Annotated in this window: 20 protein-coding genes and 1 other RNA gene; 12 read left to right on the top strand and 9 right to left on the bottom strand. The window is 34.9% G+C overall.

Features of this window, described 5'->3' with window-relative positions:
* Positions 1 to 369: 369 nt before the first annotated feature.
* The 9 genes from BLV64_RS05160 to lpdA all read left to right on the top strand — a co-directional run bounded on the left by BLV64_RS05160 (position 370) and on the right by lpdA (position 8581).
* Entirely contained in the window at positions 370 to 1083 is a 714-nt protein-coding gene (locus tag BLV64_RS05160) for a pirin family protein (protein WP_092133147.1), read from the top strand.
* Positions 1084 to 1127: 44 nt separating this feature from the next.
* Positions 1128 to 1421, top strand: a complete 294-nt coding sequence (locus BLV64_RS05155; RefSeq protein ID WP_092133126.1) for a GNAT family N-acetyltransferase — start codon at positions 1128 to 1130, stop codon at positions 1419 to 1421.
* 26 nt (positions 1422 to 1447) lie between these two features.
* Positions 1448 to 1969 (top strand): YceI family protein, encoded by a 522-nt coding sequence (locus BLV64_RS05150; RefSeq protein WP_092133125.1) that lies wholly within the window; start codon positions 1448 to 1450, stop codon positions 1967 to 1969.
* Between the two features lie 106 nt (positions 1970 to 2075).
* Positions 2076 to 3050, top strand: a complete 975-nt coding sequence (locus tag BLV64_RS05145) for a quinone oxidoreductase family protein (protein WP_092133124.1) — start codon at positions 2076 to 2078, stop codon at positions 3048 to 3050.
* A gap of 131 nt (positions 3051 to 3181) precedes the next feature.
* Entirely contained in the window at positions 3182 to 3760 is a 579-nt protein-coding gene (locus tag BLV64_RS05140) for an MliC family protein (RefSeq protein WP_092133123.1), read from the top strand.
* Positions 3761 to 3930: 170 nt separating this feature from the next.
* Positions 3931 to 4911 carry a TolB family protein gene (locus tag BLV64_RS05135; protein WP_092133122.1) on the top strand — a complete coding sequence of 327 codons (981 nt, stop codon included), beginning with the start codon at positions 3931 to 3933 and terminating at the stop codon, positions 4909 to 4911.
* Positions 4912 to 5039: 128 nt separating this feature from the next.
* Positions 5040 to 6527: a potassium/proton antiporter gene (locus BLV64_RS05130; RefSeq protein ID WP_092133121.1), complete on the top strand. Its 1488-nt coding sequence runs from the start codon at positions 5040 to 5042 to the stop codon at positions 6525 to 6527.
* A gap of 42 nt (positions 6528 to 6569) precedes the next feature.
* A complete protein-coding gene (locus BLV64_RS05125; RefSeq protein ID WP_092133120.1) occupies positions 6570 to 6932 on the top strand; it encodes a lipocalin-like domain-containing protein in 363 nt (120 codons plus the stop codon).
* Positions 6933 to 7204: 272 nt separating this feature from the next.
* Positions 7205 to 8581, top strand: a complete 1377-nt coding sequence (lpdA, locus tag BLV64_RS05120) for a dihydrolipoyl dehydrogenase (RefSeq protein ID WP_092133119.1) — start codon at positions 7205 to 7207, stop codon at positions 8579 to 8581.
* A 117-nt stretch (positions 8582 to 8698) separates the two neighbouring features.
* Here lpdA and BLV64_RS05115 read toward each other — a convergent pair whose 3' ends face one another.
* From BLV64_RS05115 to BLV64_RS05095, 5 genes are all read right to left on the bottom strand, one after another.
* Complete coding sequence (locus BLV64_RS05115; protein WP_092133118.1) at positions 8699 to 9055, bottom strand: nuclear transport factor 2 family protein; 357 nt, start codon at positions 9053 to 9055, stop codon at positions 8699 to 8701.
* 99 nt (positions 9056 to 9154) lie between these two features.
* On the bottom strand, positions 9155 to 9571 hold the full coding sequence (gene aroQ / locus BLV64_RS05110) for a type II 3-dehydroquinate dehydratase (protein ID WP_092133117.1): 417 nt from the start codon (positions 9569 to 9571) through the stop codon (positions 9155 to 9157).
* A gap of 127 nt (positions 9572 to 9698) precedes the next feature.
* Positions 9699 to 10307, bottom strand: coding sequence for a porin family protein (locus BLV64_RS05105; protein ID WP_092133116.1), 609 nt, complete (start codon positions 10305 to 10307; stop codon positions 9699 to 9701).
* Positions 10308 to 10826: 519 nt separating this feature from the next.
* The gene (locus BLV64_RS05100; RefSeq protein ID WP_092133115.1) at positions 10827 to 11471 is read right to left on the bottom strand and encodes a porin family protein; all 645 of its coding nucleotides are present in this window, start codon (positions 11469 to 11471) and stop codon (positions 10827 to 10829) included.
* A 185-nt stretch (positions 11472 to 11656) separates the two neighbouring features.
* A complete protein-coding gene (locus tag BLV64_RS05095; protein WP_092133114.1) occupies positions 11657 to 12166 on the bottom strand; it encodes an outer membrane beta-barrel protein in 510 nt (169 codons plus the stop codon).
* A gap of 179 nt (positions 12167 to 12345) precedes the next feature.
* On the opposite strand from BLV64_RS05095, the gene xerD reads away from it, so the two are divergent.
* Positions 12346 to 13242 (top strand): site-specific tyrosine recombinase XerD, encoded by an 897-nt coding sequence (xerD, locus tag BLV64_RS05090; RefSeq protein ID WP_092133113.1) that lies wholly within the window; start codon positions 12346 to 12348, stop codon positions 13240 to 13242.
* Between the two features lie 137 nt (positions 13243 to 13379).
* Positions 13380 to 14513 (top strand): sensor histidine kinase, encoded by a 1134-nt coding sequence (locus BLV64_RS05085; protein WP_092133112.1) that lies wholly within the window; start codon positions 13380 to 13382, stop codon positions 14511 to 14513.
* Positions 14514 to 14553: 40 nt separating this feature from the next.
* Here the strand turns inward: BLV64_RS05085 and rny are convergent, their stop codons facing one another.
* The 4 genes from rny to BLV64_RS05065 all read right to left on the bottom strand — a co-directional run bounded on the left by rny (position 14554) and on the right by BLV64_RS05065 (position 16968).
* Positions 14554 to 16128 carry a ribonuclease Y gene (gene rny / locus BLV64_RS05080; RefSeq protein ID WP_092133111.1) on the bottom strand — a complete coding sequence of 525 codons (1575 nt, stop codon included), beginning with the start codon at positions 16126 to 16128 and terminating at the stop codon, positions 14554 to 14556.
* A gap of 57 nt (positions 16129 to 16185) precedes the next feature.
* Positions 16186 to 16311, bottom strand: a non-coding RNA gene (gene ssrS / locus BLV64_RS05075) — 6S RNA.
* Positions 16312 to 16365: 54 nt separating this feature from the next.
* Positions 16366 to 16659 carry a cell division protein ZapA gene (locus BLV64_RS05070; RefSeq protein ID WP_092133110.1) on the bottom strand — a complete coding sequence of 98 codons (294 nt, stop codon included), beginning with the start codon at positions 16657 to 16659 and terminating at the stop codon, positions 16366 to 16368.
* 18 nt (positions 16660 to 16677) lie between these two features.
* Positions 16678 to 16968 carry a hypothetical protein gene (locus tag BLV64_RS05065; protein WP_092133109.1) on the bottom strand — a complete coding sequence of 97 codons (291 nt, stop codon included), beginning with the start codon at positions 16966 to 16968 and terminating at the stop codon, positions 16678 to 16680.
* Between the two features lie 178 nt (positions 16969 to 17146).
* Between BLV64_RS05065 and BLV64_RS05060 the strand changes: the two genes are divergently transcribed.
* Entirely contained in the window at positions 17147 to 18832 is a 1686-nt protein-coding gene (locus BLV64_RS05060; RefSeq protein ID WP_092133108.1) for a M23 family metallopeptidase, read from the top strand.
* Positions 18833 to 18840 lie beyond the last annotated feature (8 nt).

Genomic DNA, 18840 nt, shown 5'->3' with positions numbered 1-18840 from the left:
GACCTATACTAACCCATAACGCAGCATTTTCAAACTGTTGCCAACCGGTAAAATAAGGATTTATACTGCCATTTTTAGGCCCGATACACCTAAAAAACATACGTTTTAGGTGGGATGTCGGATTTTCATAAGTCTATCCCTACTTTTCATATTCCCCACGTTTCTAATAGTTTATATATTTGCTCCATACTTAAAGCAAAGACTATGGATCGTAAGAAATTTATAAAAAATGTTTTTTTAACAGGTGTTGTAGGAGCTATTGCTCCCCAAGCACTAAAAGCAGAAGAAAGTAAGACTAAAAAATCGACTTACGACAGATTGATGCAGCAAGTAGGATTTAATCATTTACCAAATAAAAACATATACACTATGAATACAGTAATTCACAAAGCAGAAACAAGAGGACACGCTAATCACGGTTGGTTAAACTCACACCATACTTTTAGCTTCGCTAATTATCACAACCCAGAACGTATGAATTTTGGTGTTCTTCGCGTATTAAACGATGATACCGTATCGGCAGGTATGGGATTTGGGACACACCCTCATGATAATATGGAAATTATATCTATTCCGTTAGAAGGTGATTTAGAGCATAAAGACAGTATGGGTAACGTAGCCGTTATTAAAGAAGGTGACGTACAAGTATTAAGTGCTGGAACAGGAATCACGCATTCAGAATACAATAAAAACAAGGACAAGCAAGTCAAGTTTCTTCAAATTTGGGTTTTCCCTAAAGAGCGAAACCAGTCACCACGTTACGATCAAGTATCTATTAGAGACATTGCTAAGGACAATGAGTTTTACCAAGTGCTTTCACCTAACCAAGATGATGACGGGGTATGGATTAATCAAGACGCATGGTTTCATATCGGAAAATTTGAAAGTGGAAAGTCTGATGAATACAAAATCAAAAAAGAAGGCAATGGCGTTTATGCTTTTATTCTTGAAGGTGAAGTAGAGATCAATAATACTAAGCTATCAAAACGAGATGGTATGGGAATTTGGGATACAGACAGTATTAACGTGAAAGCGACAGAAGATGCACGCGTTTTATTAATGGAAGTACCTATGTCTGTTTAATTGGACACTAACCATTAATCATATTACACTTTAAACCTTACCTTATGGAAATAATTATAAAAGAAAGAGACAATAAAGGCTTTGCCTTAGCTACAAAAGATGATAAAAGAGCAGGCACAATGACCTACTCTATCGCTGGAGCTGATCATATTATCATTGATCACACAGAAGTAGATCCTGAATTTAAAGGACAAAACATAGGTAAGCAATTGCTTTACAAAATTGTAGATATGGCCAGAGAGAAAAACATAAAAATCACACCTTTATGTCCGTTCGCCAACGCCATGTTTAAAAAGAATGAAGATATACAAGACGTATTAATTAAGATAATAAATTAAATAATAACAACTAAAAACATATAAAAATGAGCAAAAACACAACTTGGACATTAGACAACACACATTCAGAAATCGCATTCAAAGTAAAACACATGATGATTTCAACAGTAACAGGTCACTTCGAAGATTTTGAAGCTACTGCTAAAACTGATGGAGATGATTTTAAAGGTGCAGATTTCAATTTTAGTGCTAAAACAGCGTCTATCAACACCAAAAACAAAGATAGAGATACGCATTTAAGATCTGATGATTTCTTCAACTCGGAAAAATTCCCAGAAATGACATTTGTTTCTAAATCATTTGATGGTGAAAAATTAACTGGAGACTTAACCATTAGAGATATTACTAAAGAAGTAACTTTAGATGCTGAACTTAATGGTGTGGCTGTAGATCCTTACGGACAAACAAAAGCAGGTTTTGAAATGACCGGTACCATTAACAGAAAAGACTTCAACTTAACTTGGAGTGCTGTTACAGAAGCAGGTAGCATTGTAGTTTCTGACAAAGTAAAAATGGTTGTTGACCTACAGTTTACTAAGGAAGCATAATCATCTGTTTTCTAAATTAAATTTCAAAGTAGTATAATTAAGAGGCAGATTAAAATCTGCCTCTTTTTCATTAAAATTATGTATTAGTTATTTAAAGAATCAAACTATGAAAGCAGCAATTTTAGAACAACTCGGCGCATCACCAAAGTATAAGGATTTCCCTACCCCAGAACCAAAAAGTGACGATGAAATCATACTCGAGGTTAAAGCAGCGGCGGTTAAAAATTTAGATAAATTACGAGCAAGCGGAACCCACTATGCCAGTTATACCTCGCTACCTGTTGTTGTTGGTATGGATGGTGTTGGCGTTTTAAATGATGGTACACGAGTTTATGCTCAAGGCCTTACCGGTATGCTAGCGGAAAAAGCCCTTATTCATAGAGAGCAATACACGCTAATACCAGATCACTTAGATAATTATACTGCTGCTGCATTACCCAATGCGGTATTAGGTTCGGCAATGGCACTAAAAATACGAGGTAAAATGAAACCGGGACAGAATGTCTTAATTAATGGAGCCACAGGAGTTACTGGTTTATTGGCCGTTCAGATTGCAAAGTTTTACGGTGCAAATAAAGTATTTACAACGGGAAGAAACGAAGGCAGCTTACAAAAAACAATAGCCCTTGGTGCTGACCAAACGGTGTCCTTAAAACAAAACGACGAGGCTATTATAGAGCAATTAAAAAACCTCCATAAGGCACATCCTATAGATTTGGTAATTGATTATGTATGGGGAAAACCCATAGAATTAATTATTAGTGCTTTAAAAGGTGGTGGCTTACATAATTTTACCCATAAAACACGGATTGTAACCGTTGGCTCTATGGCAGGAGAAACTATTAATTTATCTTCAGGGGTTTTAAGAAGTTCAGCTATTGAAATCTTAGGCTCTGGCTTTGGTAGTCTGTCACAAAAAGATCTCAAGATGCTTAGTCAAGACATCCTTCCTGAACTATTCCAACTTGCTGCGGATGGTAAATTACAAATGGAATTGGTTGTAGAGTCTATTAAGGACATTGAGAGTTTATGGACTAAAAAAATAGCCGCTGGAAAACGTTTGGTAATAGCAATAGAATAACCAAAGTGTTTCTAATTAAAAACATATTGTATTATTCCGAAAAGCATAACCAATGGCATACTTTTTGAAGTTATACAACCAAGTTTGTAAGAACATAATTAGAACACTTTAATAACAAATAAATTTAAGAAATGATTAAACACCTTTTGACTTTTACCATGCTTTCAGCATTATTTTTAAACGCCTGTAAAGAAGCACCAAAACAAGAAAACGTAGATACTGAAATTACAGAAACCGTTGAGGCTAATACCGACGATTTTGTAACGACAACGACAATAAACAAGGACGGTAAGCAATTAGAAATTGTTTTCAACAATACTAAAGGAACAGCAACCTTTGTTTTCGATGGTGAAACTGTAGATTTACAACAAGAGAAAGCAGCATCTGGTTTTTGGTATAAAAATGATACGTATGAACTTCGCGGAAAAGGCAATGATATCCAATTAAAAAAAGGTGATGAGATTGTTTTTGAACACGAAGATGAAATCATTAATTCCACCTACAAGAATGACAATGGAGACACACTTAATGTTACAGTAAATGCGTCTACAAATGAAGCTAAAGTGTACTTAAATGGAGGAGAGCAAATTGATCTTATTGGTGAAAAACCAGCCTCTGGCATTTGGTTTAAAAATGACCAGTACGAACTACGTGGTAAAGGAGAAAAATTAGAGTTAACTAAAGATGGAGAAACTGTGTTTAAAAACTAAACACCTTAACTCTTTAAAAATAGTAGCCCAAACGGTTTGAATGGCATTCAAACCATTTGGGCTTTTTAATTAGAATCTTAAATCAGCTGCTGTTTTTAGGTCACTGTAATATTCCTTTGATTATATTTAACTTTTAAATCTCACTAATAACCGTTAAAAGGTGACCACTAATGAATTTTAAGTCTCTATTCTTTTTACCCCTTCTATTGGCTAGCTGCCTGTCTGCAACCAAAGAAATCCCTTCTCACCCTATTGATATCAAAACAAAAACTACCGCCGTAACTTTACTTGGAGAGCATATTTTATCTACACCTCTTTATGAAAGAGATATAGCCATTGCCCCTAAAGGGAATCAAATCGTATATACATTGGCCGATTATAAACAGACGATGCGCTGTTTAGTAACCACCACTTTAGAGGACGGTAAATGGAGTACTCCACAAATTTTAAATATATCTGGAACGTTTCATGATATCGAACCCTTTTTTAGTGACACTGGCAATCGCTTATATTTCGCTTCAAATAGACCTATTTATAATGATCAATCACGGCGTGATTATAATATTTGGTATAGTGATAGAGCGCATGATGGCTGGGCAGATCCTATAGCTTTAGATTCCACAATAAATACTAAAGGCGATGAGTTTTTTCCGTCTTTAAGCAATAAAGGGCATTTATACTTTACCGCTACACGCGATAACGGTGTTGGCAAGGAGGATATTTATAGATCGGAATACAGAAATGGTGTCTATCAAAACCCCGAAGCTTTACCAACAGCAATAAACTCTCCTGCCTTTGAATTTAACGCCTACATTAGTCCGAACGAAGATCTAATTATTTTTAGTTCTTATGGCCGACAAGACGATTTAGGTGGTGGGGACTTATATATGAGTCTAAAAGATAAAAAAGGAGAATGGAAAGCAGCAAAAAACTTGGGAATACAAGTAAATTCTGATCGTTTAGACTATTGTCCGTTCGTAGATTGGAATACAAACATTCTTTATTTTACTAGCGATAGAAGTCTAAAGGACCATAAACCATTACACCATATTGATACGCTAAAAATCTATTCTAATAGCAGCTTAAACGGATTTGGTAACCTTTATAAAATCGGTTTGGATGAAGTCTTAAAGACTTACAATCAAGATTAAAACGCTATAAGCACGCTTACCGCCTGTGCTTTTCAGAGTATAAAATTCAGAAAATTCCTAAGCTCTAGCTTATCATTCTAAATCGAGAAATAGTATCTTCGCTACAGCTCTACTAAACTAGATAATGCATGAATGTTACCATCGAAAACATACTCTTAATTGGCTCCTTATTACTATTATTAAGTGTTTTAGCAGGTAAAACCTCTTATAAATTCGGAGTCCCTACATTAATTTTATTTTTAGGTATCGGTATGCTTGCCGGTTCTGATGGTATTGGAGGCATTCGTTTTGACGATCCTAAACTCGCACAGTTTATCGGAATTGTTTCGCTTAATTTTATCTTGTTTTCTGGTGGTTTAGATACCAGTTGGAAAGCGGTAAAACCCATTCTTAGGGAAGGTGTTGCCTTATCCACGTTGGGAGTATTTCTAACCGCGATGTCTTTAGGTGCATTTGTTTGGTCGGTTACCGATTTCACGATCTACGAAAGTCTGCTACTAGGTTCTATTGTATCCTCTACCGATGCAGCCGCCGTATTCTCTATTCTACGCTCTAAAAGTTTGGCGCTAAAAAATAACCTACGTCCAACATTAGAGCTTGAAAGTGGTAGTAACGACCCCATGGCTTATGTGCTTACTATTGCTTTTTTAACCTTAGTCATTAATCAAGATCAAAGTATAGCCTCAATAATTCCGATTTTTCTTCAGCAGATGATTGTGGGCGGACTTGCGGGTATAGGGTTCGGTATACTGAGTAAGTTTATCATTAATAAAATCAAGTTAGATTTTGAAGGGTTATATCCTGTTTTGGTCATTGCCCTTATGTTTATCACCTTTTCTGCTACCGATTTTTTTGGTGGTAATGGCTTCCTTGCTATTTATATTTGTGCGGTTTACTTAGGACAGCAAGATCTAATTCATAAAAAGACCATTTTAAAAATGTTTGATGGTCTGGCGTGGTTAATGCAAATAATACTTTTCTTAACCTTAGGCTTGCTGGTATTTCCATCGGCCATTATCCCGTATATGGGAATAGGTTTACTCATATCGATGTTTCTTATTTTTATTGCAAGACCTGTAGGTGTTTTTATAAGTCTGATGTTTTTTAAGATGAAATTACGCCGACGTCTTTATATTTCTTGGGTGGGATTACGTGGTGCGGTACCTATTGTTTTTGCTACATATCCCCTACTCGCAGGTATTGATAAAGCGAATATGATTTTTAATATCGTATTTTTTATCTCGGTGACGTCTATATTAATTCAAGGGACTACATTGTCTATTGTGGCGAAATGGTTAAATGTAGCCTTGCCAGAGAAGGATAAAAAATTAAACCCTACCGATATGCTTATGGCAGAAAACCCAAAAGCAGAGATGAAAGAAATTGTGATTACAGCAGATTGCCATGCGGTGAATAAAAAAATTGTGGAGTTAGGCTTTCCTAAAAACGCTATTATTGCCATGATAAAAAGAGGTCAGAGTTATATTATTCCTAACGGGTCTATAACTATTGAAACTAACGACACCCTGATTGTACTTGCGGATAGACCAGCCGTTTTCGACGAAGTTTACCACGCGTTAAAACACCCGGCACCGGCCAAAGACTTCTCTTTATAACCAACTTTAGAAACATAAAATAACACTATAAAAACTCAAACAATGAAAACATTAGTTCCCGTACTCCTCGCTTTTTTACTATTTAACTGTGAAAATAACACGGCCGATTATCAACATATTTATGGTGAATGGGTTTGCTCCTCATGGATTATAGAATCTACAGGCAGCGACCGCTGTAACGATAACGTGTATTTTAAATTCAACGCTGACAAAACATACAGCTCGAAAATTGATAATCACGAAGATTCTGGAGTCTACAAATTAGCGAATGGCTTACTGTATTCTACCCCAAAAGGAAAGCTTAAAATTGGTGTAGAGATTAAAACATTAAATGCCGACACTTTACAATTTATTATGAGTCGTTCTGGAGAAAAGGAAGTGCTGACCTTAGCAAAAATGGAATAAAAAGGGGCGTTATTTAACTATAAGCTTAATAATCACAAAAACTACTTGTTTACAAATCGCTTACTACTAGTGATTTAACACCATTAATCAACTCATAATAGTGTTGATTTTGCGTGAGTGATTGCAGCGGCATCCTTTTTATTTTTTTATAAAAAGATACAGCGTAAAGCATGACCTTTAGGGCACGCCCAAATAAATATGGGCGTTCAATTTAATATTAGCGCATAGTTTTGTAAATTCGTAGCTTCTTTAAACAAATTAAAAAATTACCAATGAGTAAATACGATATTATTGTTCTTGGAAGTGGTCCTGGAGGCTATGTTACAGCCATTAGAGCATCGCAATTAGGTTTTAAAACCGCTGTCATTGAAAAGGAAAGCCTTGGTGGCGTTTGCCTTAACTGGGGATGTATCCCAACGAAAGCTTTATTAAAATCGGCGCAAGTTTTTGAATACTTAAAGCATGCGAACGATTATGGTTTAGTCGTAAAAGACTACGATAAGGATTTTGATGCTGTTGTTAACCGTAGCCGTAATGTTGCGGAAGGGATGAGCAAAGGGGTTCAGTTTTTAATGAAAAAGAATAAAATTGACGTGATTAACGGGTTTGGAAAATTAAAACCTGGTAAAAAAGTTGACGTTGATGGTAAAGAATATAGCGCAGACCATATTATTGTGGCTACTGGAGCACGTTCTCGTGAGTTACCTAACTTACCTCAAGATGGTGAAAAAGTGATTGGATACCGCCAAGCAATGACCTTAAAGAAACAACCAAAGAAAATGATTGTTGTAGGTTCTGGAGCTATTGGTGTGGAATTCGCATACTTTTATAACGCTATGGGAACTGAGGTGACTATTGTTGAATATTTACCAAATATTGTTCCTGTTGAAGATATTGATGTATCTAAGCAATTAGAAAAATCATTTAAGAAAAGCGGAATTAAAATAATGACTAGCGCCGAGGTAACACATGTGGATACTTCTGGTGATGGTGTTAAAGCTACAGTAAAAACTAAAAAAGGCGAAGAGGTTTTAGAGGCTGATATTGTACTTAGTGCCGTTGGAATTAAAACAAATATTGAAGGTATTGGCTTAGAAGACGTTGGTATTGCTGTAGATAGAGATAAAATACTAGTTAATGATTACTACCAAACGAATATCCCAGGATATTATGCTATTGGTGATGTCACTCCTGGTCAAGCTCTAGCTCACGTAGCAAGTGCTGAAGGTATTTTATGTGTTGAAAAAATTGCTGGACAGCATGTTGAAGCTTTAGATTACGGAAATATCCCAGGATGTACGTATGCGTCTCCTGAAATTGCTAGTGTTGGTTTAACCGAAAAACAAGCAAAAGACAAAGGTTTAGATATTAAAGTTGGAAAATTCCCGTTCTCTGCTTCTGGAAAAGCAAGTGCTGCAGGAACTAAAGATGGTTTTGTAAAAGTAATTTTCGATGCTAAATACGGTGAATGGTTAGGTTGCCATATGATTGGTGCTGGTGTTACCGATATGATTGCTGAAGCTGTTTTAGGTAGAAAATTAGAAACTACAGGACACGAAGTATTAAAAGCAGTTCACCCTCACCCTACCATGAGTGAAGCGGTTATGGAAGCTGTAGCTGATGCTTACGACGAAGTGATACACCTATAAGGTATACGTGTTAAAGACACGACACACATAATAAAAATGCGACTGTTTCTAGTCGCATTTTTTATTTTTAATAGGTAAAGTTTTAAGTCTTATAACCCGCTGATTCCATACGGAATCCTATGTCTTACTAGGCATGCAATAGGATGTAATCGTTATTATCTTATTGCTGTTATTAAACTCATAGACATCACAAGCTGAGATATACGCTTGCCGAACGCCCTGTTTTTTAAATTCGGCAGTCACCATAATAACCACAGTACTATCTGACTCTATCACCTTATTGGTCTTAAAATCTGTCTCTACCGATTGGAAGTAAAGCGCTGTTTGATCGCAGTAAGCGATCACTTCTTTTTTACCGGTATACACTTGCTCGCCAACGATAGTCCATACGACATCTGGAGATAAATGATCCTGCACTTTCTTAAATTCTCCATTAGAAAATAATAAGGCTACTTCTTTTTTTGAATGGCTCATTTAACTACGTGTTGTTATACTTTGATTAAAACTACCTTATAACGCCTGTGCTACTTTGGGTGCGTTTTGACGTCTTAGGCGGTATATTCTACCTCGAGCTTAAACAAAGCTCTCTATAGCTAGTTCGTAGCCTTGCAGCCCGAATCCTAAAATGACACCCTTTGCATTAGGAGATATAAAGGATTCATGTCTAAACGCTTCGCGCCCAAAGGTGTTAGATATATGCACTTCTACTACCGGGGTTTCTATGGCTTTTACAGCATCTCCAATCCCCACAGAGGTATGTGTGTAGGCAGCAGCATTTAAAATAATACCATCGTAAGTAAAGCCACAGTCTTGGATTTTGGTAATCAGCTCCCCTTCGACATTAGATTGGTAATGCTCTAAACTGATTTGGGGATATTTATTTTGAACGGTTTCAAAAAACTCGGTAAACGATAAACTCCCATACACATTGGGTTCGCGTTTACCTAATAGGTTTAAATTGGGTCCGTTAATTATAATTAGTTTTTTCATTGCTGTTGTATAGGGTCTATTGGCAAAGCATTTGCTTAGCGTACTATTCAAAAATACAAAAGATATAGCATAAAAAAAGCCGAAGTGATTAAACTTCGGCCTTTTCTATCTTAATATTAAGAGGGTATTAGAACTTATAAACTAATCCTAAGTTAATATCACCAAGGTCTAAACCAACGTTAAAACGGTCTCTAGACTCAGCACCATCAACATCAACTTTATCAGAGTTATAGCTTAATAAACCATAAGACGCTTCTAAAGCGAAGTTTTTAGAAATAAAATAGCTAACACCTGGAGCGAATGCTACATTAAATCCGTCAGCTTTAAGATCATCTCTTCCAGTTTCTTCATACTTAGAGTGTACATAACCAGCTCCTAATTCAGTAAATAAAGAGAATTGGCTAGCAGGCGTAAAATAGTAACGTCCAAAAACACCAGCTTCGATGTTAGAAACTTTAGTTTCCTCAGTTCCACCAAATTCTTTCTCTTCTTCTTTACTTGAAGTATAACCTAATTTTGCTCCTAAAGCAATGTTATCAGAAATAAAGTATGCTGCTCTTGGCGCTACAGTAAATCCGTTTAGTTTTGTGTCTCCTTGAGAGTCACTACTAAACCCTACACTACCAGACATAAAAACATCCCCTTTTGCAAAACCTTTAGTTCCATCTTCGTGTTGAGCACTCGCTGAGTTGAATGCAAATCCTGCTAATAAAGCAGCAAAAAATAACTTTTTCATAATATATTTATTTAAAATTTCAGAGTGCAAAGTTAGGCCATATTCTAAATGTCAAAGCAATTTTTAACACCCAAAAAGCCTAAATTAACATCGCGTTAAGAATCGAAAATGTTAATAACTTAATCTTCAACTTGTTAATAATTTGGAAAAATATAAACTGCATTTAAAATCTGCTAAATTTTCACATTTAACAAGTAATCATGGGCATTATCAGACATTACCACAATATTATTACTCGTAAAAACAGGATGTTTTCACATCCAAAACAAAAAGAAACTGGCGTTTAATTATCTAGGTATAAACAAGTTATTAACAATTAAAACATGCTAATACACCTGCTGTATCGCTCAGTTAAATCGGAACACATTGGTTTACTAACGGCCGATAATTTTTCCTAATTTATTTTATTGAGATAGAATAAAGAGCAATCAATAAAAAAAGCCCAAATACTGTGAAGTATTTAGGCTTTTCGCTAGTATTTGAGCGATTAAAAAATTCTAATTCTCTTATTATCTGCTTTTAGAACATAAAACCAACACCGACTTGTGCTACCGCGTTTTTGGCATCTACATTCTTAAAAAGGGAATCGTCATCAAATAGATTTGTCAACCCATAAGTATATCTTCCAGAGATAAAAAATCCGCTAGCAAACTTATAGCTCACTCCCCCAGCGATACTGGTTTCAAAATCTTTAACCGACGAATTCTCGCTAGAAATAGTAGTATCTCCGCCGTCGGAGTTAGGCTTAGAATCAATTTCTTCATTGACTTTAAATCCGAATTGCGGACCCACCTCTATACTTAGTCCGTCGATTAGATACAATTTAGCTAAAACAGGGACTTGAATATAATCTAACTGGTATTCTATATTTTGATCATTATCAAAAACATTATCCTGATCAATTTCTCTTATATCAAAACCTTGTCCCGAATAAAACACCTCTGGTTGGATAGAAAATCTATCTGTAATCGGGATTTCTGCTATAAAACCAGCATTAAAACTTGTTCTAGAATCTAAATCATTAAAATCGTCCCCGGTGATTGTAGAAAAGTTAACACCACCCTTAACTCCAAACTGCACATCTTGCGATGGGTTTGTATTTTGGGCTGAAACACTTAATAAACTAGACGCTGCAATTACCACAGCTATACATACATTTTTCATATTATTTGTTTTTAGTTGTTCACTTCAAAACAACAAAAAAAGAAACAAGTTATACGCTGTTTAAAATAAGCTTAACAGGAATTTAAAAGAACTTTAAGACTGTTTTAGATAGTGTTAACATAATATAAGCCACAAAAAAACCGAAGCGCTAAGCTTCGGTTTTTTTTATAATCTATTGGATCTTATTATAAAGAAAACTCTACCCCTACACCTATATTTGTTAACGAATTTCCATCATTAGAAATACCTGTATAAGATAAATTAACACCTATTTTTTCAGTAAAATTGTAGCCTATACGTGGACGATAATATACACCTCCTTCACCTTCACTATCTACAGCTATTGCATAACCTAAGTCTGCTCCGATATAAAAATTATCAGAAGCCATAAATCTAGCGGCAGCTGCTAAAGGTACAAATTGAGCATCTTCGGCTTCTGCGACAACCATTAAATCACCGAATGAAGTTTCCACATCGTCACCAAAAACATTCATAAAGCCCGTTGCTCCTCCTACTTTAAAATCATCAGAAACATCTATTAAATAAGCCACATCTAAACCTGCGCTTAATGAATAAAAGTCGCTAAAATCACCAACTGGTAATCCAACGTTGGCACCAATTTTAAATTGACCTTGTGCATTCACACTAAAAACTCCAAAAGCAACTAATGCAGCACATAAAAATAATTTTTTCATAATTTAAAAAGTTTTATTATTGATTAAACTAATGCAAACTACTTAAAATTTTTATTAAAAATCTATATTTCAACCAAGTTATTAACACTTTTATTAACAAACACTTGTCTATCAACTCAATAGCAACACCTTAACTAATAATTTGAATTAATTCTTTATAAATAGCTACATTTGGACTTATGAAATGGGAACATGCCTTAAAAGATTACTGTTTATACTTACGCATAGAACGTGGTTTGTCTGAAAACTCTATTAATAATTATAGATTAGACGTCACAAAGCTTATCCGTTATATCGAAAAAAATAACATCAATGCGTCTCCAATTCAAATTTCTAAAAGTGAGATTCAAACGTTTATTTATACCATTGCCAAAACCCTTAACCCCCGTTCCCAATCGCGAATCATATCAGGATTAAAGGGCTTTTTTAACTACTTAATCTTTGAAGATTACCGAGAGACCAATCCGCTAGACACCATAGACTCCCCTAAAATTGGTCGGAAATTACCAGATACACTAAGTGAAAGGGACATCGACCAACTCATTGCAGCGATAGATCTTAGTCGTCCGCAAGGCGAGCGTAACCGTGCTATTCTTGAAGTTTTATACGGTTGTGGTTTACGGGTTAGCGAACTCACACAACTTAAGATTTCTGATTTATATTTTGAAGAAGGCTTTATAAAGGTTACTGGAAAAGGTGATAAACAACGCTTTGTTCCTATTGTGCCCTCGACCATTAAATATATTAACCTCTACAAAGAACATATAAGAGTACACCAACCCATTCATGAGGATTACAGCGATGTTTTATTTCTAAACCGTCGTGGTAAACAACTCACTCGCGCAATGATTTTTACAATTATAAAAGAATTGGCCGTAAAAATTAATTTGAATAAAAAAATATCGCCACACACTTTCAGGCACTCTTTTGCCACTCACCTTTTGGAGAATGGTGCCGATTTAAGAGCCATACAGCTCATGTTAGGACACGAAAGCATAACGACTACCGAAATTTACACCCATATAGACAGAAAGCATCTAACCAATGTAATGACTAGTTTTCACCCTAGACCTTAGTAATTCTACGTAAAGCACACCCGTTAATCAATAAAACTAAGCTTTTAATCTTAAAAAGTAAATTATTATCAATTATTTTGTTAAATTATAAACAGTATTAAACCTGATTACTAGTAACTAATAGTTTATCAAACACTATGCATCAAAATCTTAAGCATAATTTAAACCATTTTGACTCCAATAAATGGGAAATTGCTTTAAGCATTTCCAAAATTGGAATGTGGGAATACAACGCAAAAACAGATACTATTTTTTTATCGGACTGCTCCAAAGAGCTGATTGGTTATTTAGACGATGACCAATTTGGAAGACATAGCGATGACTGGAATAATCTAGTGCACCCAGAGGACCGTTTTAAGTATCATAAAGATTTTAATGATCATATTATTGGAGAAAATCCCATATACATAAATAAACATCGCGTAAAATGTAAAGACGGCACCTATAAATGGATTTTAGATAAAGGACAAATAGTAGAGCGAGATATAAACGGTGACTACATTCGGTTTATAGGCACACATACCGATATAACAAATGAAGTAGATAGTGAAACAAAGATTAACAATGCACTTATTATTGCTACAGAACAAAACACAAAACTTAAAAATTTCGCCCATATTGTAACCCATAATCTCAAAGAACACGCGGCAAATTTTGAAAGTTTATTGGGCTTTTATAGTGAAACGAATGACGATAAAGAAAAAGATGAACTTATAGGTCATTTAAACCAAGTGGCGAACTCCCTAAATAACACGATTGTAAACCTAAAGCAAATTGTAGCCGTTCAATCTAAAAAGGAAACTGATGTTGAACTTTTAAACATTAATGAGTTTATTGAAGAGAGCTTAAAACTTTTAGATATCATAATAGTAAAAAGCAAAGCTAAAATTTATAATCATGTCTGTAAAAATTTATCCATTAATTATAATTCTGCTTATCTAGAAAGCATTATCCAAAATCTCTTATCCAACGCTATTAAATACAAGCACCCAGATAGAGACCCTGTCATAACTATAGAATCCTTTACTAACGATGGGCAAATCTGTATTAAAATATCAGACAATGGCCGGGGTATTGATTTAGACAAGTTTGGGAAAGATGTTTTTAAACTGTACAAGACCTTCCACACGAATAGTAACTCTGAAGGCGTAGGTTTATATCTTATTAAAAACCAAATAGAAGCCTTTAACGGCAGTATTGATATAGACAGTATTGTAGATGTAGGAACCACCTTTACGATTATACTACCAAACAAAAAAAATCCAACTTAAAACAGTTGGATTTTTTTTAGCAACACTAATTACTAAACTTTTATTTAGCAATATTTACAGCTCTAGTTTCTCTAATCACCGTAACTTTTACTTGACCAGGATAGGTCATATCCGTTTGTATTTTTTGAGAAATACTAAAGGATAATTCCGAAGCTCTTTGGTCGTTTACTTTTTCACTTTCTACAATAACACGAAGCTCTCTACCCGCTTGAATAGCGTATGCTTTTTTAACACCTCCAAAGCCTAAAGCAACCTCTTCTAAGTCTTTTAAACGTTGGATGTATGAATCTAACACTTGGCGTCTAGCTCCTGGTCTAGCTCCTGATATTGCATCACAAACCTGAACGATTGGTGATAATAATGAGGTCATTTCTATTTCATCGTGGTGAGCACCAATAGCGTTACAAACTTCTTCTTTCTCACCATATTTCTCAGCCCACTCCATACCTAATATAGCGTGTGGGGTTTCCATATCTGCTTCGGCATCTGGCACCTTACCAATATCGTGTAATAGTCCCGCACGTTTAGCTAATTTAGGATTTAAACCTAGTTCTGCTGCCATTACACCACATAACTTCGCTACTTCACGAGAGTGTTGTAGTAAGTTCTGACCGTAAGACGAGCGGTATTTCATACGTCCTACCATTTTTATTAATTCTGGGTGCAGACCGTGAATTCCTAAATCGATAACAGTACGCTTTCCAACCTCGATAATTTCTTGTTCGATTTGTTTTTGCGTTTTCTTAACCACCTCTTCAATACGTGCCGGGTGAATACGTCCGTCGGTAACTAATTTATGTAATGATAATCTAGCGATCTCACGACGTACCGAATCGAAACATGATAAAATAATAGCTTCTGGCGTGTCATCGACAATAATCTCTACACCTGTTGCGGCTTCGATAGCACGAATATTTCGTCCTTCACGTCCAATAATACGTCCTTTAACATCATCAGATTCTATGTTAAATACAGACACACAGTTATCCACCGCTTCTTCTGTACCTATACGTTGAATGGTATTTATAATAATTTTCTTAGCATCTTGCTGTGCTGTTAATTTAGCTTCTTCCAATTTATCTTGGATATAAGCCATGGCATCACTTTTCGCTTGATTACGTAGAGAATCTATTAACTGCGCTTTAGCTTCTTCTGCCGATAAACTAGAGATTACCTCTAATTGCTCTATTTTACTTTTATGTATTCTATCTACCTCGTCTTGTTTCTTCTCTAAAAGTTCTAGTTTAGAATCGTAATCTTTAATTTTAGATTCTATTTCCGCGTTAATTTTCTTAACTTTTGATAGCTCATTAGAGATTTGTGACTCTTTATCTCGTGTTCTCTTTTCTATGTCAGAGATCTTTTTATCTCTGGAAAACAAAACTTTTTCATGTTCTGTTTTAAGTTCGATAAACTTTTCTTTTGCTTGAAGAATTTTATCTTTTTTTATGCTTTCTCCTTCGCTTTTCGCATCTCGTAATATATTTGATGCTGTCTTTTTTGCGCCTTTAATTAATTTAGAAGCATTATTACGTTCAAGTATTTTTGCAATTATAAATCCTATTAGGGATCCCACTGCAACACCTGCAACAATTATTAAAATTGTATTGTCCATTAGTTATTTAGTGTTAGTATATAAAAAAAAAAGCCTACACTAATTTAGGTTTTGTATAAACTCCTTAAAAACAAGTTTAGGGCTAACAAGCTGATCAAGTATCTGCTCAAGTTCTATATACATAGTACTAGCAGCTCGCTTTTACAACTTAAACTCACCCTTTTTAAAGAATTAACGTTGAGTTTATCAAAAAAATAATTAATGTAGGCAGTAACCTAGTTTATTTATAAGAACGTTTTAAGAACTTAAATGAGCTTCTAATTTAGCATTTAAACCTTTCAGTTTATCTTCTATATGCTCGCTCACATGTTCGTTATCTAAAGCTTTCTGTTCTACTTGAGAGGCAAATTGCAAGGCACACATGGCCAAAACATCTTGTTTATCTCTTACAGAATAACTTTGCTCAAATTGCGATATCATAGCGTCAATTTTTTTAGCGGCAATTCGTAATCCTTCTTCCTGACTTGGTAAAATGGTCAAAGGATATACTCTATTTGCTATTGAAAGCTTTATTTTTAGCTTTTCAGCCATATATTATGCTATGTCGCATTACTCGGAGAGTTGACCAATACAATGATCTATTTCTCGTATTAATGCATTTATTTTGAGTTTTGTTTCTCTTTTATCATCATCACTGCCCAGTATTGTATTTGCCATTTTGAGTGTCTCATACTTATCTTGCCAATCTAACAATTGATTATGTTGACTTTGTATAGTGGTTTGAGAGCTTTCTAAAGCTTTAGATAATCTTAAATTATCTTGCTGCAAAGTGTCTAACTTGTGCAAGATTTTCTCAATTTTATCTTCTAAAGCATCTACTATATCTTCAATATTACTCATCCACAAATTTCAATACTTATTATTACAAAGTTAATAAACTAGATATATTTTGCAATTCTTTTTTCATAAAATTTAAAAATAATTAGAATAGCCTAAAATCGGCTAGACCGCCTGTATTTTTAATTATATTTGATAATCGGATTACTAATTTCTATTTTAGCCATAACAATCCCTATTTATGAGAAAATTCCTATTATTTTTCCTTTTTAGCTATACTATTTTTAGTCAAAATCCTTATCCCCAAGATTATTTTACTTCGCCTTTAGATATTCCGATAATTTTGTCGGGTACTTTTGCCGAATTACGGTCTAATCATTTCCATGCCGGTTTAGATATTAAAACCCAACAAGTTCAAGGTAAAAAAGTCTATGCTATAGCCGACGGATATGTCAGTCGTATAAAAATAGCTCATTTTGGATACGGAAAAGCCATTTACATTACGCATCCTAACGGCTACACTTCGGTATATGCCCATTTACAGAAACTTAGCCCGGAATTGGAAACCTATATCAAGAAATTACAATACGAGCGCGAATCGTTCGAAATTGAAGTCTTCCCTACCCCTAGCGAATTACCGGTAAGCAAAAAACAACTCATCGCCTACTCAGGAAATACAGGGAGCTCTGGAGGACCGCATTTACATTTTGAAATTAGAGATAACGAAGAACGCCCTATAAACCCATTACTTTTTGGCATCGATGTTTTAGACACCACAAAACCTTTGGTGAGCAACATGTACGCCTATCCTATAAGTGAAGATGCGCATATAAACGGTTCTGTAAAACGACAAAAACTACGGTTAATTCCGCAACCGGATGGCGATTATAAAGTGGAAGACATTACGGCTTATGGTAAAATTGGTTTTGCTATAGAAACTATAGACCGACAAGATTTAGCCGCTAACAAAAATGGTGTGTACAATATCTCCTCATTTTTTAACGGTTTAAAAAATTTCGAAATCGATTTTAGACGCTTTTCATTTTCAGAAACCAACCACATTAACCGATTAATGGATTATGAGTTGTATAAAAATGAAAAAGACAAGCTTCAGAAATTATTTATTGAAAACAACAACCCGCTAAGCCTTTATACGAATACTACAGAGGATGGATATATTTCGATTGCCGATAGTACCGCTTCTGTTTATAAAGTGGAAATTAAAGATTTTAAAGACAATACTACTACAGTCGATTTAGAAATTAATGGTGTTAGCACAAATCCTATCGATTCTTTAGACCTTAAAGTTACACCGCATTACATTTTAGCCAGTCAGGAGAATATTTTAGAAAAAGATAATGTGACGGTACATTTTCCAAGAGAGTCGTTTTACGATAATTTTTTTATAGATTTTCAAGTGGAGAATGACACACTCGTTTTACACGAACCTATTATTCCATTAAAAAAGTACTTTACTGTTACTTTTAATTTAGAGCAGTACCACAGTGAAGATCTTAACCAGTTGTACATTGCGCGATTGGTGGGATGGAATGATTTTCCGAGTTACTCGAGAACGATAAAAAAAGGTAAAACCTTTACCACCCGCACTAAAAACTTAGGCACCTATACTATTGCTAAAGATAACGACGCACCTACCATTACCCCTATCCGCTTTAAGGATGGTGCTTGGCTAAGTAAGTACCGTTATTTAAAATTAAAAATAAACGATAAAACAACCGGTATCTCAAATTACCGTGCGACCATTAACGGACAATGGATTTTAATGGAGTACGATTATAAAACAAAGCTATTAACCTACGATTTTAACGATGGTGTTAGCACAGAAACGAAAAACAATTTAAAAGTAATTGTTACAGATAACGTAGGAAATAGTACTACTTTTGAAGCTACATTTTACAGAAAATAAATCACAAC

Source organism: Bizionia paragorgiae (genome assembly GCF_900107625.1).
GTDB lineage: Bacteria > Bacteroidota > Bacteroidia > Flavobacteriales > Flavobacteriaceae > Bizionia > Bizionia paragorgiae.
This window is presented reverse-complemented; position numbering and strand designations above follow the sequence as displayed.

Coding starts and splice junctions, on each gene's coding strand:
- BLV64_RS05160 (WP_092133147.1), top strand. CDS start 370: ATGAATACAGTAATTCACAAAGCAGAAACAAGAGGACACGCTAATCAC.
- BLV64_RS05155 (WP_092133126.1), top strand. CDS start 1,128: ATGGAAATAATTATAAAAGAAAGAGACAATAAAGGCTTTGCCTTAGCT.
- BLV64_RS05150 (WP_092133125.1), top strand. CDS start 1,448: ATGAGCAAAAACACAACTTGGACATTAGACAACACACATTCAGAAATC.
- BLV64_RS05145 (WP_092133124.1), top strand. CDS start 2,076: ATGAAAGCAGCAATTTTAGAACAACTCGGCGCATCACCAAAGTATAAG.
- BLV64_RS05140 (WP_092133123.1), top strand. CDS start 3,182: ATGATTAAACACCTTTTGACTTTTACCATGCTTTCAGCATTATTTTTA.
- BLV64_RS05135 (WP_092133122.1), top strand. CDS start 3,931: ATGAATTTTAAGTCTCTATTCTTTTTACCCCTTCTATTGGCTAGCTGC.
- BLV64_RS05130 (WP_092133121.1), top strand. CDS start 5,040: ATGAATGTTACCATCGAAAACATACTCTTAATTGGCTCCTTATTACTA.
- BLV64_RS05125 (WP_092133120.1), top strand. CDS start 6,570: ATGAAAACATTAGTTCCCGTACTCCTCGCTTTTTTACTATTTAACTGT.
- lpdA (WP_092133119.1), top strand. CDS start 7,205: ATGAGTAAATACGATATTATTGTTCTTGGAAGTGGTCCTGGAGGCTAT.
- BLV64_RS05115 (WP_092133118.1), bottom strand. CDS start 9,055: ATGAGCCATTCAAAAAAAGAAGTAGCCTTATTATTTTCTAATGGAGAA.
- aroQ (WP_092133117.1), bottom strand. CDS start 9,571: ATGAAAAAACTAATTATAATTAACGGACCCAATTTAAACCTATTAGGT.
- BLV64_RS05105 (WP_092133116.1), bottom strand. CDS start 10,307: ATGAAAAAGTTATTTTTTGCTGCTTTATTAGCAGGATTTGCATTCAAC.
- BLV64_RS05100 (WP_092133115.1), bottom strand. CDS start 11,471: ATGAAAAATGTATGTATAGCTGTGGTAATTGCAGCGTCTAGTTTATTA.
- BLV64_RS05095 (WP_092133114.1), bottom strand. CDS start 12,166: ATGAAAAAATTATTTTTATGTGCTGCATTAGTTGCTTTTGGAGTTTTT.
- xerD (WP_092133113.1), top strand. CDS start 12,346: ATGAAATGGGAACATGCCTTAAAAGATTACTGTTTATACTTACGCATA.
- BLV64_RS05085 (WP_092133112.1), top strand. CDS start 13,380: ATGCATCAAAATCTTAAGCATAATTTAAACCATTTTGACTCCAATAAA.
- rny (WP_092133111.1), bottom strand. CDS start 16,128: ATGGACAATACAATTTTAATAATTGTTGCAGGTGTTGCAGTGGGATCC.
- BLV64_RS05070 (WP_092133110.1), bottom strand. CDS start 16,659: ATGGCTGAAAAGCTAAAAATAAAGCTTTCAATAGCAAATAGAGTATAT.
- BLV64_RS05065 (WP_092133109.1), bottom strand. CDS start 16,968: ATGAGTAATATTGAAGATATAGTAGATGCTTTAGAAGATAAAATTGAG.
- BLV64_RS05060 (WP_092133108.1), top strand. CDS start 17,147: ATGAGAAAATTCCTATTATTTTTCCTTTTTAGCTATACTATTTTTAGT.